The sequence below is a fragment of the Shewanella sp. BJSY2023SW001 genome (assembly GCF_047314685.1).
GTDB classification, from domain to species: domain Bacteria; phylum Pseudomonadota; class Gammaproteobacteria; order Enterobacterales; family Shewanellaceae; genus Shewanella; species Shewanella indica.
Genome location: NZ_JBKORF010000051.1, coordinates 40,743 through 58,864 on the forward strand (window position 1 = coordinate 40,743; position 18,122 = coordinate 58,864).

Below are 18,122 nucleotides of genomic sequence, written 5' to 3' on the forward strand. Positions count from 1 at the left end.
AAAACTGGAACCCCGTGTTCGCGAAGAGTCCCAGATAGAAAGCCGGAAGATTTTACCTGACTTTCGGGCGATTGCAACCGATCCCGGCTAATTTTACAACGCCCATTCACAGCTTATCCCAAGCGGGACAATAGTTAAGAACATCAGGTAATGTCATTTGGTATCAGCGACCGGGGAATTTCATTCCCGGAGGCAGCATGCCTCCCAGGCCGCGCATCATCTTATGCATGCCGCCTTTGGCAGACATTTTCTTCATCATTTTCTGCATCTGGGTAAACTGCTTCAGCAAGCGGTTTACATCTTGAATTTGAGTGCCTGAACCGGCAGCGATGCGGCGTTTTCGTGAGCCTTTGATCATATCCGGACGCTTACGTTCATTTGGCGTCATGGAGTTAATAATAGCTTCCATCTGACCTGTGAGCTTACCGTTTTGCACCTGCGCCAAAGCATCGGGAGGCAGTTGACCAACGCCGGGTAGTTTTTCCAGCATCCCCATCATGCCGCCCATATTCTTCATCTGCTGCAGCTGCTCACGGAAGTCTTCCAGGTCAAAACTGCCGCCGGACTTCACTTTAGAAGCCAGCTTAAGGGCTTTTTCCTTATCGACACCGCGCTCAACTTCTTCGATGAGCGACAACACGTCCCCCATTCCCAGAATACGGGAAGCTACCCGGTCTGGATGGAAAGGCTCGAGCGCATCAGTTTTTTCACCCACACCCAGGAACTTAATCGGTTTACCTGTGATGTGACGAATGGACAGGGCGGCACCGCCTCTGGCATCACCATCCACCTTGGTGAGGATCACCCCGGTCAGCGGCAGCGCTTCATTAAAGGCCTTGGCAGTATTGGCCGCATCCTGACCTGTCATGGCGTCGACCACAAACAGGGTTTCAACCGGCTTGACCGCAGCGTGCAGCGCCTTGATTTCATCCATCATCGCCTCGTCCACATGCAGGCGACCGGCGGTATCCAGAATGACTACATCAATAAACTTACGCTTGGCGTAAGCGATGGCGGCATTGGCAATATCTACCGGCTTTTGACTGACGTCCGATGGGAAGAATTCGACTTCGACTTCATTGGCCAGGGTTTCCAGCTGCTTGATCGCCGCCGGACGGTATACGTCGGCACTGACCACAAGCACAGACTTCTTCTGTCTGGTTCGCAGGAACTTACCCAGCTTGGCAACACTGGTGGTTTTACCCGCGCCCTGCAGTCCTGCCATCATCAATACAGCAGGTGGCTGAGCGGCCAGATTGAGAGCCTCGTTGGCCTCCCCCATGGCTTTTTCCAGTTCACTCTGAACGATTTTGACAAATACCTGCCCAGGGGTCAGGCTCTTAGCCACTTCCTGGCCAACGGCACGTTCTTTGACGCTGCTGACAAATTCCCGCACCACAGGCAGAGCCACATCGGCCTCCAGCAGTGCCATACGAACTTCGCGCAGGGTGTCCTTCACGTTCTCTTCAGTCAAGCGACCCCGACCACTGATATTTTTCAGGGTGCGGGACAATCTGTCGGTGAGATTCTCAAACATCGTCCAGTTCTATACCGTTTATGAATGTAAAATGATGGGGCATATTATAACTATAGCCGGAGTATTAATGCAGCCCTGTTCTCAACATGGGGTTAAATAGACGCTTATCAAGGTACAAATGAATGTTTTTGACGGGAACCAATTACCCTTTATTACGCACTAATCTACTGGGCACTGAGTAATTTTGTCGTCTGGGTCACTGCCCAATTACCTGTGGCTCATGTTATTCTAATACCTGCAAGTTTTCTAAAGCTGCCCACAGAGGCCAATTACACATAAGGATAGGTTAATCCCAGATGGTCATTCTCTCTGCTGCCGCGATGTTTTTCTACAGCATAGCGCTGATATTAGTGACAAGCCGCTTGTTTCACGCCGAGGGGCCCAACCGCCGCACCGTTGCCGGTTTTGCCGCTTTGGGTGTGATACTGCACGCTGCAGCCTTGTACCAGGCAATCTTTACTGTCGATGGCCAGAATTTCAGTCTGACCAATGTAATATCCATGGTGAACTGGATTATCGCCCTGGCCTTTACCTTGGTACTTTCACGTATCAAGGTCATTGTGCTGGTACCTGTGGTGTACGCCTGCTCCGTGATATCCGTATCCCTGCTATGGCTTTTGCCACCTAAGTACATCACTCATTTTGAAGTGCACCCTGAAGTATTGGTCCACGTGGTATTGTCGCTGATGGCCTACAGTGCCTTGATGATAGCAGCGCTTTACGCCATACAACTGGCTGTAATCCAAAATAAGCTAAAGAAAAAGCAACTGATTTTGAACCCCGCGCTTCCGCCACTGATGACGGTAGAGAAGCAGCTGTATCATCTGATCATCATAGGGGTGATTCTGCTGAGTCTGTCGCTGGCCACCGGCTTTATTTTCCTTGATGATATGTTTGCCGATGGCAAGGGCCACAAGGCGGTACTTTCCATTCTGGCCTGGTTCGTCTATATCGCTATGCTGTGGCAGCAATATACCGTGGGTTGCCGTATCCGCACGGCAGTGATCTACAGTCTGACCGGTGCCAGCCTGCTCTCTCTGGCTTACTTTGGCGCCCGCATCGTCAAAGAACTTATCCTGAGCTAATCTGAATTAAGTCAGGCAGGGCTAGACCTTTGCCTGACTTGACACTCCATCCAATTGCCAGTATTTACTAACTTTCGCTATTCCTGACGGGGCCCCTTTTTGGACGATATATCGACCGGCATACTCCTGATAATTCTCCTGCTGTTAATCCTGATTTCGGCGTATTTTTCCGGTTCGGAAACCGCCATGATGACCCTAAACCGCTACCGGTTGCGTCATCTGGCCAATAATGGCCACAAAGGTGCCAAACGCGCCATCAAACTACTCGACCGTCCCGACAAACTCATAGGCCTGATCCTCATAGGCAATAACCTGGTTAATATTCTCGCCTCCTCAATCGCCACGATTCTGGGTATCCGACTCTGGGGCGACTTGGGATTAGCCATCGCCACCGGGGTACTGACACTCGTGGTATTAGTGTTTGCCGAAGTGACGCCCAAGACTGTGGCTGCACTGCATCCAGAACGCATCGCCTTCCCATCAAGCCTGATACTCAAGTGGTTGTTATGGCTGTTTTTGCCTCTGGTCAAAAGCGTCAACATCATCACGTCTTTCATACTCAGACTAATGGGGATCCGCACCATACGTGCCGATGATGCCCTGAGCCAGGAGGAACTCCGCACTGTTGTTCATGAAGCAGGAGCCCTTATCCCCAGACGCCACCAGGAAATGTTGTTGTCAATTCTGGATCTGGAGAAGGTCACTGTGGAAGACATCATGGTGCCCCGCTCTGAACTCTACGCCATCAATGTCAATGATGACTTCAAAAGCATCAACAAACAGGTTATTCAGAGCCCGCATACCCGGGTACTCCTGTATCGTGACAACATAGATGATGCCGTAGGTTTTGTGCATCTGCGTGATGCGTTAAGACTGCAATCCAAGGAACAGTTCAGTAAATCTTCCCTGCTGAGGGCTGTAAAAGAGCTGTACTTTATTCCCGAAGGCACGCCGCTCAACGTGCAATTGGCCAACTTCCAGCACAACAAGGAACGCATCGGCCTGGTGGTAGATGAATACGGGGATATTCAAGGATTGGTGACGCTGGAAGATATTCTTGAAGAAATCGTCGGCGACTTTACCACTTCCATGATCACCACTCCCAGCGAAGATATTACCCCGCAGCAGGATGGCAGCTTCCTGATCGATGCCACCATCAACATCCGCGACCTCAACAAAGAGATGGAGTGGGACTTCCCAACCGACGGCCCCAAGACCCTCAATGGTTTGATCCTGGAATATCTGGAAGAGATCCCCCAGGCCAACACTAGCCTGAGACTCGCAGGTTACCCTATGGAAGTGGTAGAAGTGGCCGACAACATGATCAAAACGGTACGGATCATGCCGCAATTTTATCGTCCATCCTGAAACTCAACTTGCTTTGAACTAAGTCATTGGGCAGTTTTGGCTGCCCTTTTGGCCGCTTCCAGTGCCCGACGTTTGTCCCGAGCGATCGCGGTAATGGTGCGATCCAACTCATCTTCCAGTCCCAGCATAAAAAACACTTCGGCCATCAGGAAAAACGGGCCAATAAGCAGTTGGTTGAGATCATCAATAAAAGCAGGTTTGGCCTTTTCATACTTGTGACCTATAAACTGGAATATCCAACCTAAAACAAAAACTGTTATGCCCAACCAGATACTGGCATAGCCTTGAGTATAGAGCCATTCGGTTGTCAGAATAACCGGCAGAATAAACAGCGCCAGTCCCAGCGCCAAACGCCAATGCAACTTGATGTAATAGGCCATGACCAGGACAGCCAGTAGCATGGCTATACTGAACGTACCGTCAGCAAAAGGCAGACGCCACAGTGACAGCATTAAAAATACTGACCAGATAATCAAAGGGATACCAATAAAATGGCTTTTGATATTGGTGGGGTTCAGATGCACACTCTTGTAAGTGGACAACTGTTCAACAGCCGACTTCATAATGCTCTCCTTGGTTTTGTTATTATTCTCCTCCCGCCGAGCAGGGACCTCGAGTGCCTGGGTAATGTGCCACAGTGCTCATGGCAAACGCTTACTTACGCTTGAGCCACCAATTATCAAAGACAATTAAGGCCAATTAATGGTTTGAGATTAACCCAACACCTCCTAGGTGACAATGACTCCCCATCATTGAACAACTTGCACAAAGCTATCCAAGTAACTTTGTCTGCTTTAACTCTGAAACCATAATCCATCATCACTATCATTAACTAAATCAGTCACTCCTCTGTCATCAGAGATAGCTCATCCTGACGCCGCAAAATGGCAGGATGAAAACCTTGAACAATAAAGAGTAAAAAGCCGACCCTAAGGTCGGCTTTGGTATTGAAGATAAAGAGCTGTACTTAAAAGCGCAGGGCTACGCCTACTTTATATCTGGCTTCGCCTTCAAAGCTCCACACTGGGTAATCGGCCTTGAATTCGCTGATCACATCCTCTGCACTAATTGGGGAAACACCCGTCTGTATGCTGTCTTCTTCGGTGATGTTGACCGCTTCAAAAGTGATATCCAAATAGTCGGTTACCGAGTAGCTGGCACTGAGGTCCAAGGTCCCGTAAGACTCGTGCTGACGGTTACCATAGAAGCCAGGCAGCTCGCGCATCATATACTCAGAGCGCCAGTTATAGGCCAGACGAGCGCTGAAGTCGTCCATCTCATAGTAACCTACCAGGTTGACGGTATGCTTGGATGAGTCAGAGAACACGCCCACACGGTCAGGATAGTTTTCTGCCGGAGAGGATGCATCGGCAAAGGTATAGTTCACCGAGTAACCCAAACCGTTGTCGAAGGAGTCCTGCAGCTGCAGCTCGATACCATCTATGCTGCCGCCGTCGGCATTGTACTTCTCACTCACAGTCCAACAGTCATAGATACCTACGCCACAAGAACTTTTACCTTCGGTTACCAGGTTGGGATCTTCAATACCTATCTGCTGATTCAGCTTCTGTTTGGTGGTGATAAAGGAGCTGACATCCTTGATAAAGTAAGTGGCGGCAAACAGGCCCGAATCACTGAAATACCACTCCAGACTCAAGTCGGCCTGAGTCGCCTTGAATGGATCCAGCGCCACACTGCCACGCACCAGTTTTTCATTATAAGGTGTGCCATCGTTGTAACCCGGCAGGGTCGAGGTGGCAAACAGCTCGGCGTAGTTGGGGCGAGAGATCACCTGAGCGGCAGAGGCGCGCAGTATCACATCCTCGCTCAAGTCGAAGGCGATGTTAACGCTCGGCAATACGTCGTTATAGCTGGACTTGTCTGTGCTCAGGTCATCGGCAAACTGCCCCTGTTTGTTGAGCGCATAATAGTCGGACTCAATATCGGTCGAGATATAACGGAAACCGAAGTTACCGCGGAATCCTTCCCCGGCAAAAGTAGCCATGGCGTACAGGGCCAGGTTCTCCTCCTGGATGGTGCCATAACCGGATTTGTCGATAGTAAAGCCATCGATGGCGGCATAGGCATCGGCAATCATGGCATCAAATATCGGTTCAGGCAGAGTGAAACCGGCGCCGGATGACATGGTGCCATTGTAGTAGGCAGAAGCATCTTTGGTCAGAACCTTGGCATCATTGACTATCGCCTTATCTGTCATCTGGGTGACTTCATGATCGGCATAACTCACACCTGTCTTGATGGCACTGATAGCGCCCCAGGCAACCGGGAAGTTGAAGTCCAACTGAGCGAAGGTTTCTTCATCCGTGTTGGGCTGCTTCTTCAGCGCCCAGCCGGCAGTGGCCAATGGGTCGTTAAAGTCACCGGCCTCAAAATACTTGTTGGCGATATCGATATTGATCTTATCGCCGGTGGCATCATAAATACCGGCAAAGTCAGCCGGGACACCGATTGAGTTACCATAGTTGGCAGTCAAGTCGGTACCACCTTCGGCTTCGGTGCGACCAATGCGGCCTTCAATTGTGAAATTATCCGCTTCATAGTTGAAGTTGAAATCCACTGTATCCGAGCTCATGCTCGCCTTACGGGCCCAGGTTTGTGCCCAGGCAAAACCGCCTTGATCGCTGTGGTTTATCTTGGTACAAACACCGGCGGCATTGACCTGTTCACAGGTGTAGTCGCCTCGTTGTGTGGGGAACAGGAAGATGGAGGTGTTGGCGTTGTTGGCGTCCAACTCCAGATTCATGTAGTTGAGCCCCAATTCCAGTCTGTCGGTGGGACGATACTGCAACACCAGGTTGATTGCGGTGCGCTCACGATCCTGTTGGAAAGTGGTTGGCACTATCTCCCCCCAGCCAAGCAGGGTTTCGATACCATTACGCTGATAGTCCGTCTGGCTCCAGGAACCTGCCAGCAACACACCGAAGTTCTCATCTTCATTTTTCCAGCTGTAGAGGCCGGAGGCTTCAGGATCTATCTCTTCCGAGACGCTACCATAATCCCCTTTGGCACTCAGGAACACCGAGTTGGCATCCAAATCCAGCGGTTTGCGGGTGTTGATGATAACAGTGCCGCCAATCCCCCCTTCGGCAATATCGGCCTGGGACGATTTGTAGACTTCAATCGAGCCCACCATCTCGGGTGGCAGCAAGGTGTAATTGAAACTGCGGTCGATGGCCTGCTGATCGAACCAACCGGTAGAAGCCACAGAGTGACCATTAAGCTGGGTACTGGTCAGCTGCGCCGAGGCGCCGCGGATAGAAACCTGTTGCCCCTGACCGAACTGGCGGTTAACGGCGACCCCTGGAATACGTCCCAGAGACTCACCCACATCACTGTCGGGGAATTTACCAATATCTTCTGAAGTTACCGCATCGACTACGGCATCAGAAAAACGCTTGGTATTCACCGAAGCCTTCATCGAGGCACGCATGCCGCGGACTTCAATTTTTTCAATATTGGCAGTTTCGTTGCTGTTGTTATCTGCTGCCTCGGCAGCCAGCGCGCCAACAGATACCGCTCCCCCAAGAAGGATAGCGATATTTGCAGCGAGGGCAGTTTTCTTAAAGGTAGATGTTTTCATCTCGTTTCCCTTCCATCACTTTATTATCTTTTTTGTTGCCATAACCATTCCCTCCAAGGGAATGACAACGCTGTCATGTCCAGGAACAAACATTACACAATAATTAACAGCCTTGCCACAACAAAATAACCACAAAGCAAACAAAAACTGTCATATTGCTGTGTTAGTGGGGTAAAACAGATTTTTAAGCTGGTCAAAAACTGTTCAGGTAGAGTTTTATACAACCAAGCATGTCAACTGTAGCGGGAAACAAATTAAGTCCCAGACTAAATCATGGCTAAATTCTGCGTTGCCAAACTGATTAAAAGTCAGCAGTATAAGATGCTCGACAGCGGCCATGCCGCTTCCGGCCCCTGCTGGCTGTGAGTATTCGCCTGATATCTCGGACTAAGTTGAATGAAAGTAACCATCAATGACGTGGCTAAATATGCCGGCGTTTCCATCAAGACAGTATCCCGGGTCACCAATAATGAGCCTTCGGTTAAACAGGCCACTATCGACAAGGTCAATGCTGCAATCAAAGCGTTGAATTACCAGCCCAATTTAGCTGCCCGCAACCTGGCTGCCACCAGTTCCTATGTCATAGGCTTCGTCTATGACAACCCCAACGCCTACTACATTATCGATATGCAGAACGGTATTCTCTCCGCCTGTCGGGACAAGGGCTATGAGCTGCTGATCCACCCCTGTGATGCCAAGGCCGATGGTATTTGTGAACAGCTGACCACTATGGTGAAACATGCCCGCCTGGCCGGACTGGTACTGACGCCGCCGCTGTCGGAAGATCCCAAGGTACTCTCCGCCCTGGATGCCATAGGCGCCAACTATGTTCGTATCATGGCCGGTGACAGAGTGCTGGCCGATACCGGGCTGGCGGTACTGGTTAATGACAGATCCGGCGCCGTGGCCATTACCCAACATCTTATCGATCTCGGGCATAGGCAAATCGCCTTTCTCAGCGGCGACTATCAGCACCAATCAACCAAAGAGCGTCTCGAAGGTTATCGTCAGGCCTTGAGAGATAACGGCCTGGACGAGTCTCCCGAGCTGATTGTCGAGGGTGAATACTCGTTTGAATCCGGAGTTGAGGGTGCCAAAAAGCTGCTCAAAAAGGCTAACCGGCCCAGCGCCATAGTAGCCTGTAACGACGAAATCGCCGCCGGTGCCCTGTTTGCCGCCAGGCTGGAAGGGGTGGATATTCCCACCGAGCTCTCGATTGTCGGCTTTGAGGACAGCCCCTTCTCACGCCAAACCTGGCCCAAGTTGACCACAGTGCATCAGCCCAACGGCAAGATTGCCCAGATAGCTACCGAGCTGTTGATCGCCAATCGCCGTGAACAGAGCGTTTGCAGTGAAATCTTTACCCCAGAGCCGGTTATCAGAGACTCGAGCGCCAGGGTGCAAGCAAGCTGAAATTCCAGCCACTAAAAAGGCGCTCTACAGAGCGCCTTTAGGATAAGATTCAAAATCACTTTATCAGTGCAGCTTGAGTTTGGGCCTGTGCCACTTCAGCAGCCGCTGCGCCAGACGATACACCAACGCCGAAAACCAACCGTACAAACTCGCTAAATGGCGTTGATACAGGGACATGTACATCATCCGCGCCACATAACCCTCAATAAACAGGGAGCCGGATCTCAGGTTACCCATCAGATTGCCCACCGCCGAGAAACGGCTCAGTGACACCAATGAACCATAGTCGCGGTAAACAAAAGGATTTTCTGCCTTGCCCTTCAAACGGTTGAGAATATTTTTATACAGGGTTTCCGCCATCTGCGATGCGGCTTGGGCCCGGGGAGGCACAGGCTTGCCGTTGTCCTGCACCAAAAAGGCGCAGTCACCCAAGGCGTAGATATCCTTGTGGCCCTTGACCCGCATACAGGCATCTACCTCGATGAGATTACGGTTATTGACCGGCAACTTATCAAACTGTTGCAGTACATCCGGCCCCTTGACGCCGGCCGCCCACACCTTGAGTCCGGCAGGGATCAGCACATCTTCCTGGGTCACAAACCCCTGCTTGGTCACCTCTTTGACCTGCACCCCAATATGCAAGCGAACCCCGATATGATCCAGCACAGACTGGGCTCTGGAACTCACCTTGTCCGGCAATGCCGGCAATATCTTGGGCGCCGCCTCAATCAGGTGAATTTCCAGATGATGCTTGTCGACATTGAGGTAACCGTATTCTTTGACCGAGTCCAGCACATGATGCAACTCAGCGGCCAGCTCAACTCCGGTCGCGCCGGCGCCCACTATGCCGATACTGAGCTTTTCACTGGTTTCATCCAGCAGCAACAGGTTGTCCAGCAACTTGTGGTGAAATTGATTGGCGCTGTCGAGGCTGTCGAGGAAGATACAGTGCTCTTTGGCACCCGGGGTGTTGAAGCTGTTGGCCACCCCGCCGATGGCGATCACCAAATAATCATAGGGTAAATCACGCTCGGCGATAATCTGCTCGCCGTCATCATTACTGACACCCGCCAGAGTGATAGTCTTGGCCTCAGGATCGCATTGCAGCATTTCACCGCGCAGAAAGCGATAGCCATTTTTCAGGCCATGGTCGCGATACAGCAAGCCTTCTACTGATTGATCTATCACCCCAACGGCCACTTCGTGCAGTTTGGGCTTCCAGATATGTACCGGACTCTTATCTATCAGGGTTATTTCAGCCTCTTCCTTCAGGCCCAATTTGCGTCCCAGCTTGGATGCCAGCGCCAATCCTCCGGCGCCGCCGCCCACAATTAAAATCCGCTTACTGGTCACAAATTCCCCCAAGAGTATGAACTAATGCAAGATAGTCTTTTATAACATGATCCCGCTCAAAAATAACCTGAGTTCTAAATTAATATTTCTTTATATATCACTGATGCAGGTAAATATTTGCCATCATTTCCTGTCCCTCAAGGTTGGTGTAATGCCACCTTGGTGCGCTTTAAGCTGTAGAACATCCACAGGCACAATAGGCTGCTGCAGGACGCCAAGGAGATCCACACGCCCGGCACCCCAAAGGCCCAGGCAAATACCCAGAGGAACAGGCCTATCAGCAGCAACTTGCTGCCCGTGAGTATCGAGGCCTCGGCCGGACGATTGATGGCCTGGAAGAAACTGGCGCCCACCAAAATCAAACCTTCCATCGGCAAGCCCCAGAAATAAAGATACATGCCTTCAATGGCAACCGGGGCCAGGGTCGGGTTGTCACCGGCAAACAGATACACCATCCATTCCGGGCGGCTGTAGATAAGCACCAATCCCAGCAAGGCGCAGATTAAGGTAACGGAAAATGCCATTTTGGCAGTCTGCTTGACCCTGTCATATTGACCGGCACCGGCATTGAAGCTGAGAATGGGTTGTGTGCCGAGGGCTATGCCTTCAAACACAAAATAGAACAGGGCCTCGGTATAACTCACCACGCCATAGGCGGCCACATGCAGCGAAGTGCCGGTCCAGAGCAGCGCCATGTTATGCATGGTCAAGACAATCGACAGGTAGAGATTCATCAGGAAACTGGGCATCCCCAACTTAACGATTTCCCAAACCAGCTCCAGGCTCAATTTCATCTGCTGCCAGTCGATATTAAGCCGGGTGCGCTTGCCAAAGAAATGTTGCAGACACAGGCCGCCGGTGACCGCCTGGGACAACATGGTAGCAATGGCGGCACCGGTCAATCCGAAGGGAAAGACCACAATAAACAGCCAATCCAGCAGAGTGTTGAGCACACCTCCAAATACCAGGATCCAGGTGACGAAACTGGGGCGACCGTCATTACGCAAAAGCGCCGAGAAGGCCATGGAGATAATGGGGAAAATACCTAAGGCAAAGTACCAGAACAGGTATTGGTAGGCACCTTCATAGACCTCACCTTCGGCTTTCAGCCAGCGTAGAATATCGTCGGTCAACATGGTTCCGGCAAGCGACACCACCAGCGCACTCAACAGGCAAAGACTAAAGGTGTTGCCGAGAATTTTTCTGGCCCTGGCGACATCACCGCGGCCAAGATTGATGGAGATAAGCGCGGCGCCCCCCATACCCAAAAGCGCACCGATCGCATAAAGAATGGCGCCCACAGGGTAAGCCAGCATAATACCCGCAAGACCTGTTTCTCCCAGGTAATGGCCGATAAACATCCCATCTACTGTGACGTAAATTCCGGTCACCAACATGGACATCACTGTGGGGACTGTGTAACGCCAAAAGAGTTTACTGACCGGCTGCTGCAGTAAGGCGAGATCCTGCTCAGTCTGGGAGACGCTGTTTTGGGTCATGACGCTTTCTCAACATCGAAGGTGTTAAACCATAAGTTCGATATCAGAGGCCATATTAAGAGGCACCTACTCGGCCTCTTTTCAAATTAGCGCTCCGAAATTAATCACCTTAGAAAAGTGAATGGCGGATTGTACCCGAGTTATCAGCCAGGATGCCACCGCCTTGAACAGGCAGTTATTCGGCGACTCTGATGGCAAGCAGTTGCTGCTCCAAAGACTCAGGCTGCAAGGGGGCGCGACTGATGATTTCCAGTCTGGAATCCATGGCATCATCGAGCTCTTCAACACTCAATTCACCGTCGAGCATATTGAGTGCCGCTATGCCGTCTTTGGTGATCATCACAGCTTTTAGCCGCACCACATCGAGTGCCTTGGCCCAGCGATAGAGGCGCTCGAGATCGAACAGCCAATCCGAAGCAAAGATCCAGCCATAGCTGTAACAGCCCTCGCCTTTATTACTCTTGAACACTATGCCGCGAGCGTCCCACTCGGGTGCTTCGGGGCTTTGTGAGTCGGCATCAAGTGGCTTGATGGCAAACACACCGGCATTTTGCCGCAGCAGCCCGGCGCCTATGGGTGTGGCTTTAACGTTCAAATTGGCCTTTGCCGGCTTAGCCAGCGCTCGCAACAATTCATCGCTGAGCTTTTGCTCTTTGGACCAGTAAAACAGCTCCCCTTCCAGTTGCTGAGCGGCAATAAAGGCGGCTATCTGTTCACTTAGCTGATCACTCCCCGGATCACTTTGCGGCCTATCCCCAGGCAGAGCCATTGGCGCTTGGTGTTGCCAGAGGTCCTGCTTGCCGGCCATCAGGATATCGGCTATCTGCAGTTGGGAGAGAAAGTTCTCATGTTCGGTATAACGCCTGTCACTGAGTTTGCGCGGGTCAAACAGACAGATACTGGCCTTGAGGCTGAGCACTTCGGCAAACTGTTTCGAGCTTAGGGTTTTCAAAATCTCTTTGGGATGTCCAAGGCCGGTAGGCTCTATCAGCAATCTGTCGGGTTTGGCCCGGGCCAGCAGCTGGGTCACTGCCACTTGAGTCGGCACCCCGGCGGCGCAGCACAAACAGCCACCGGGTACTTCTCGTATCACAACGCCTGAGTCACTCTGCCCCATCAAGCCGGCATCTATTCCTATTTCACCGAACTCATTGACCAATACCGCCCAGGTCTCACCAGCGGGCTTATTGGCCAGCAGCGCTTTGATAAAGGTAGTTTTGCCTGAGCCGAGAAAGCCGGTTATCAGATTGGTGGCGACGGGTTTAAGGATCATCTGTGACTCCATTCCTTACAGCATTGAGGCAACAGAGTGTAACCCAAGCAGGGAAAGAGTTAGCTGGAAATTGTAAACAGATGCAAAATGGGCGCCAATAGCGCCCATTTCTGTAAACCTTAAGGCTTGAGTTCGTGATCCACTATCGGTGTCAGCCCTTTGGCACGGTTCTCAATGGCATCGTCCAAGTCAAAGCCACCGGCGCGCCAGCCCTTGGCCTCGGCCGCAGAGAAACTCTGCAAGTGCCACTCTTTGGCATCTTGGAGTTTAAAGCCTGCATCCTGCCAGGCGCCTGCGCTTGAGGCATCGAAACCGGCAACATGCCACTGCTGGGCGCTTCGGGAGTCAAAGCCAGCCTCTTTCCAGGAGGCTATCTCGGTTGAACTCATACCGGACCAATCTTTGGGGGTAGAACTGCAAGCCACAAGCATACTCAACCACAGCAAGATCACTAATTTTCGCAACATACTCATCTCCTGATACCTTTACTATTCCTTAAGCTAAGGGGGCTGCGCTGCCGACGGCTTATTGAGGCAACGCATTGAGTATAGCAGGCTTTTTTAATCTATCTGCGCCTTGGCCCTTTCGGAGCCTGGCCCTTGCGACCGGGTTTATGGCCCCTGTGAGTCTTGGCATGTCGGGGCTTCTCTATAGGCTGTAAATAACGCTCCGGCAACGGCGCTCCCTTCTCGTAACCCGGCAGTACTTCTCTTGGCAGCTTGTAACCGAGCAAGGCTTCTATTTCAGCCAATTTTTGCTCTTCGGCCGGGCTCACCAAAGAGATGGCTTCGCCGCTGCGCCCGGCTCTGCCGGTACGGCCGATGCGATGAATATAGTCATCAGCCTGGGATGGCAGCTCGAGATTGATAACCCTTGGCAAGGCCGGAATATCCAGGCCTCGGGCCGCGACATCGGTTGCTACCAATACCCGAATCTCACCATCGATGAACTGCGCCAGAGCACGGCTGCGGGCGCCCTGAGTCTTGTCACCGTGAAAGCAGGCGCTCTTGATGCCGTCGAGTTTCAGCTCTTGCTGCAACTGCTCGGCGCTCTCCTTGGTACTGACAAAAGCCAACACCTGTTGCCAGTTATTGCGGCCAATAAGCTCGGCAAGCAACTCGGCTTTACGGCGATAGTCTACCGGATACACCTTTTGCTGGATCTGCGCCTGAGTTCGGCGCTCTTTATCCACTTCAAACCATTCTGGCTTATCAAGCAACTTATGCCCGAGGCGCTTGACCTCCTCGGGGAAGGTCGCAGAAAACAACATGGTCTGATGCCCGGCTGGCAGATAGCGCCCCAGACGCTCAATATCCGGTAAGAACCCCAGGTCCAACATGCGGTCCGCCTCATCCAACACCAGGGTCTTAACCTTATCCAGCCTGAGATGATCTTGGCTAAGGTGGTCGAACAGCCGCCCCGGCGTCGCCACCAGCACTTCAATACCGGCCGCTATCGCCTTACGTTGAGGGTTGAAGTTGGCGCCGCCGAAAATGGCCAGAATGCGAAATGGCGTATGGACGGCATATTTATCCAACTGAGTTGCCACCTGCTGTGCCAGCTCGCGGGTTGGTGTCAGGATAAGCACTCTGGGCGCGGCGCCATACTCAGGCTCAGCGAGCCCCAGTTGCTGCCACTCATCAATCAAGGCGGCCAACAGCGGCAAACCAAAGGCCGCTGTTTTGCCTGTACCTGTCTGGGCCGAAGCCATAATATCCCGCCCGGCCAATGCCGCCGGCAACACCTGCTGCTGCACCGCCGTCAGCTCACGATAGCCGCACTGGGCAACGGCTTCGAGCAGCGGCCCCGGCAGCTGGGTTTCAGAAAACTGCATCTTCAACACCTGAAACATAAAAAGGCCGGCGAGTATAGCGCAAACACAAGTTATCAGCTGACTTTTCCACTGCCGATGACCTGATGCTTACCAAGATATTTTTGCTCAAAGCCTTCGATATCCAATGCCTGGGAATACAGATACCCCTGAGCATAATCACAACCTATACGAGTCAAGATCTCGGCCTGACCGGCAGTCTCCACCCCTTCGGCTATTACCTTCATCCCCAGTTTGTGCGCCATCACTATGATGGCTTCACAGAGAGTCAAATCGCTCTCATCTGTTTCCAAATTACGTGTAAATGATTGATCTATCTTGAGATAGTCGATATCAAACCGCTTCAGATACGCCAAGGAAGAATAGCCGGTACCAAAGTCATCCAACGACACCTGAATGCCGGCATCCCGGTAGGCCAACAACTTATCACTGACCCCCATTTTGGCATCCAGCAACAACCCTTCAGTTATCTCTATACAGATCCCGGAGCCGGACACCTCAAGACTTGCCAACAGCTCCAGCCACTCGGCAAAACGGTTACCCTCGTCGCGAAACTGGATTGGCGACTTATTGATACTAATCTGCACCTCGCGGCCATAGGCCTTGCGCCAGGCGGCACTCTGACGCGCCGCCTGTTCAAACACCCAGTTGCCGATATCGAAAATCAACCCAGTGTCTTCTGCAATAGGGATAAACTCTGCCGGCGAGACACTGCCGCGCTCACTGTGATTCCAGCGCAGCAAGGCTTCGGCCTTGAACACCCGACCGCTGCCCAGCTCGACTATAGGTTGGAACCTGAGTTCGAATTCATTTCGTTCAAGAGCCTGACGTAAATCCTGAATAAGCCGCATCCTGTATCTGGCGTATTCCTGCATTGAGGCGGTGAAATAGTTGAAGCGGTTACGGCCTTGGTCTTTGGCGGCGTACATGGCCTGATCCGCATGTTTAAGTAACAATTCAGCCGTTTGTCCATCATCTGGGAAAAGGGTAATACCTATGCTGGCACTGATAAAGGCGGTCTCATCGCCCAACTTGAAGGGCTCGGCCAGACTACTGAGGATATGATTGGCAACCCGCTCAACCCCGTTATGATCCTGCACATCCGAGAGCAATAGAGTGAACTCATCGCCACCAAGCCTGGCCACCACATCGGATTCACGGACACAGGTCTGCAGTCGCTCTGAGGTTTCCACCAGCAATAGGTCGCCCATATCATGGCCCAGGGTATCGTTAACTTCCTTGAAAAAATCCAGATCCAGAAACAGCAGCGCAAATTTTTGTTGATGACGAACAGCCTTGCGAATTTCATTGCCCAGGTGCTCGGTGAACATACGTCGGTTTGGCAAGCCCGTGAGGGCATCATAGTTGGCCTGACGCCAGATGAGACGCTCGTTCTGCTTTTTGTCGGTAATGTCGGAAAACAGCGCCACTCTTCTCAGCGGCGTATCATCCGTGCTATGAATAGTGTTGATGCTGAGCCAGATCATTATCTTGCGGCCATCGTAACAACGAAGCCACATTTCGCCCTGCCAACGCCCCTTATGCCCGAGCGCCTGACTTAGTTCACGATAGAACACTTCTCCATGATCGTCACATTTGAGCATGTCTATGTTGCTGCCAAGAATATCCTCCGCTTGATATCCCGTGATGGCACTGAATGCCGAGTTAACCGTCATAATAGTGCCGACTTCATCCAGCACACTCATCGCCTCACTGGAGTTTTCATAGACGGACGCCGCCAGTTTAAGGGAAGCTTCCTGCTGTTTTTGCTCGGTAATATCCACATGTACACCGCAAACCCTAAGCGGCCGTCCTTTTTCATCACGGCTAACCACCTTGCCGGTGTCCTGTACCCAACGCAACTCTCCATCCGGGCGGATCAGCCGGTATTGCACCTGGTGCTGCTTTGTTTTTCCGGCCAGATGATCATCCAAAGAACGCAGCACCCAGTCTCTGTCTTTGGGATGAATACCATCTAGCCACAGACGTTTGTTATCATTGAGGTTATCAAGCGAGCAACCAAGGATCTCGGCGCTGCGTTTGTTACGCACTACTGTATCCTTGATGGGATCCCAATCCCAGAAGCCGAGTTGACCGCTTTGCAACACCAGTTCCAACTGTTCGCGACTGGCGGCACTCGCCTGCTCAGCCAACTTGGCCGAGGTGATATCGATATAACCGGCAATCACCAGCTGCACCTGTTGATGATGGCGCTGACAGGCCACAGTCATATGGGTATAAACATAATGACCAGCCTTGGAGATAAAACGTTTCTCCATCTCATATTCGTCGATTTCACCGTCCAGCATCCGCCTGAATTGCGCCATATCAGCGGGCAAATCATCGGGATGGGTCATTTCAGACCAGGTCAATTGCGTCAGTTCCTGCTCTGTATAACCCAACATTTTGCTCATATGGGGGTTTATCTTGAGCCAATGTTGATCCGGCGCAGTAATCGAAATCCCTATATTGCCGATATTGAACTGGGAGCGAAACAAAAAGTCATCCTGCAGCCGAATGCGATTGTCGCGCTCAAACTCCAGTCGCCGCGACAGCAAGCGCCCAAGCAACACATTGGTGAGTGGGAACAAAGTCAGTACAGGTAAACTGATACTGGCAAGCACCCCTTTGGCGGTTTCCCAGGGCAGCAGCAACATCCAGGCCAGCATCACCAGATGCACCAGCAGGGAAAAGCCGGCCAGCTCCGGGTAGCCGATATCGGCGAGGGACTGTTTGCGTCGCCTGCGCCAAAGTAGACCAAGCAAACCACTAGAGAGAATCACTCCCACGCCAATCCAAACACCTTCGCCGCCCCCCTGATAAATACGAAAAGCGGCTGCAATACTGCACGCTATCAGGGTTGGCAAACCGCCGAAAAACAGGCCTGAAATACTTAAAAGTACAGAGCGACTATCGAAGAAAATCCCCGGCTCATAGCTCCAGGGAGTGAGCATCAAAGCAATACAGATACCACCGATAATGACGCCTATTAACAAGCGCCACAGCAGGAAGTAGTCCCGTTGTTGTTGTCTGGGAATAGCATCATAAATAAATACCAATGCCAGCAGAAAAGCGGCATTTTGTGCCAAAGGAAGGAAAATGCTCTGTTCCATCTATTCCCAAGCCTGTGAATAACAAAGAAGAAATCTACAGGTCTAGTGT

General features: G+C 51.8%; 12 protein-coding genes. 3 read left to right on the forward strand and 9 right to left on the reverse strand.

Annotation, left to right across the window (positions count from 1 at the left end):
• Window positions 1-163: 163 nt before the first annotated feature.
• On the reverse strand, window positions 164-1,537 hold the full coding sequence (gene ffh, locus ACMHXH_RS11655) for a signal recognition particle protein (protein WP_039034760.1): 1,374 nt from the start codon (window positions 1,535-1,537) through the stop codon (window positions 164-166).
• A 296-nt stretch (window positions 1,538-1,833) separates the two neighbouring features.
• On the opposite strand from ffh, the gene ACMHXH_RS11660 reads away from it, so the two are divergent.
• A complete protein-coding gene (locus tag ACMHXH_RS11660) occupies window positions 1,834-2,622 on the forward strand; it encodes an inner membrane protein YpjD (protein WP_039034759.1) in 789 nt (262 codons plus the stop codon).
• A gap of 99 nt (window positions 2,623-2,721) precedes the next feature.
• Complete coding sequence (locus tag ACMHXH_RS11665; RefSeq protein WP_039034758.1) at window positions 2,722-3,990, forward strand: HlyC/CorC family transporter; 1,269 nt, start codon at window positions 2,722-2,724, stop codon at window positions 3,988-3,990.
• Window positions 3,991-4,013: 23 nt separating this feature from the next.
• On the opposite strand, the gene ACMHXH_RS11670 is transcribed toward ACMHXH_RS11665, so the two are convergent.
• Together ACMHXH_RS11670 and ACMHXH_RS11675 are read right to left on the reverse strand one after the other, a co-directional pair.
• Complete coding sequence (locus tag ACMHXH_RS11670; protein WP_039034757.1) at window positions 4,014-4,553, reverse strand: DUF962 domain-containing protein; 540 nt, start codon at window positions 4,551-4,553, stop codon at window positions 4,014-4,016.
• Between the two features lie 404 nt (window positions 4,554-4,957).
• On the reverse strand, window positions 4,958-7,591 hold the full coding sequence (locus ACMHXH_RS11675; RefSeq protein WP_039034756.1) for a TonB-dependent receptor: 2,634 nt from the start codon (window positions 7,589-7,591) through the stop codon (window positions 4,958-4,960).
• A gap of 396 nt (window positions 7,592-7,987) precedes the next feature.
• On the opposite strand from ACMHXH_RS11675, the gene ACMHXH_RS11680 reads away from it, so the two are divergent.
• Window positions 7,988-9,004, forward strand: a complete 1,017-nt coding sequence (locus ACMHXH_RS11680) for a LacI family DNA-binding transcriptional regulator (protein WP_039034755.1) — start codon at window positions 7,988-7,990, stop codon at window positions 9,002-9,004.
• Between the two features lie 63 nt (window positions 9,005-9,067).
• Here ACMHXH_RS11680 and ACMHXH_RS11685 read toward each other — a convergent pair whose 3' ends face one another.
• The 6 genes from ACMHXH_RS11685 to ACMHXH_RS11710 form a co-directional block, all read right to left on the reverse strand.
• Window positions 9,068-10,357, reverse strand: coding sequence for an NAD(P)/FAD-dependent oxidoreductase (locus ACMHXH_RS11685; RefSeq protein WP_039034798.1), 1,290 nt, complete (start codon window positions 10,355-10,357; stop codon window positions 9,068-9,070).
• Between the two features lie 137 nt (window positions 10,358-10,494).
• Window positions 10,495-11,856 (reverse strand): MATE family efflux transporter, encoded by a 1,362-nt coding sequence (locus ACMHXH_RS11690; protein ID WP_039034754.1) that lies wholly within the window; start codon window positions 11,854-11,856, stop codon window positions 10,495-10,497.
• 175 nt (window positions 11,857-12,031) lie between these two features.
• A complete protein-coding gene (locus ACMHXH_RS11695) occupies window positions 12,032-13,129 on the reverse strand; it encodes a CobW family GTP-binding protein (RefSeq protein ID WP_335911922.1) in 1,098 nt (365 codons plus the stop codon).
• 119 nt (window positions 13,130-13,248) lie between these two features.
• Window positions 13,249-13,596, reverse strand: coding sequence for a hypothetical protein (locus tag ACMHXH_RS11700; RefSeq protein ID WP_144361685.1), 348 nt, complete (start codon window positions 13,594-13,596; stop codon window positions 13,249-13,251).
• A gap of 98 nt (window positions 13,597-13,694) precedes the next feature.
• On the reverse strand, window positions 13,695-14,963 hold the full coding sequence (locus ACMHXH_RS11705) for a DEAD/DEAH box helicase (RefSeq protein WP_144361684.1): 1,269 nt from the start codon (window positions 14,961-14,963) through the stop codon (window positions 13,695-13,697).
• A 53-nt stretch (window positions 14,964-15,016) separates the two neighbouring features.
• Window positions 15,017-18,073 carry an EAL domain-containing protein gene (locus tag ACMHXH_RS11710; RefSeq protein ID WP_039034752.1) on the reverse strand — a complete coding sequence of 1,019 codons (3,057 nt, stop codon included), beginning with the start codon at window positions 18,071-18,073 and terminating at the stop codon, window positions 15,017-15,019.
• Window positions 18,074-18,122 lie beyond the last annotated feature (49 nt).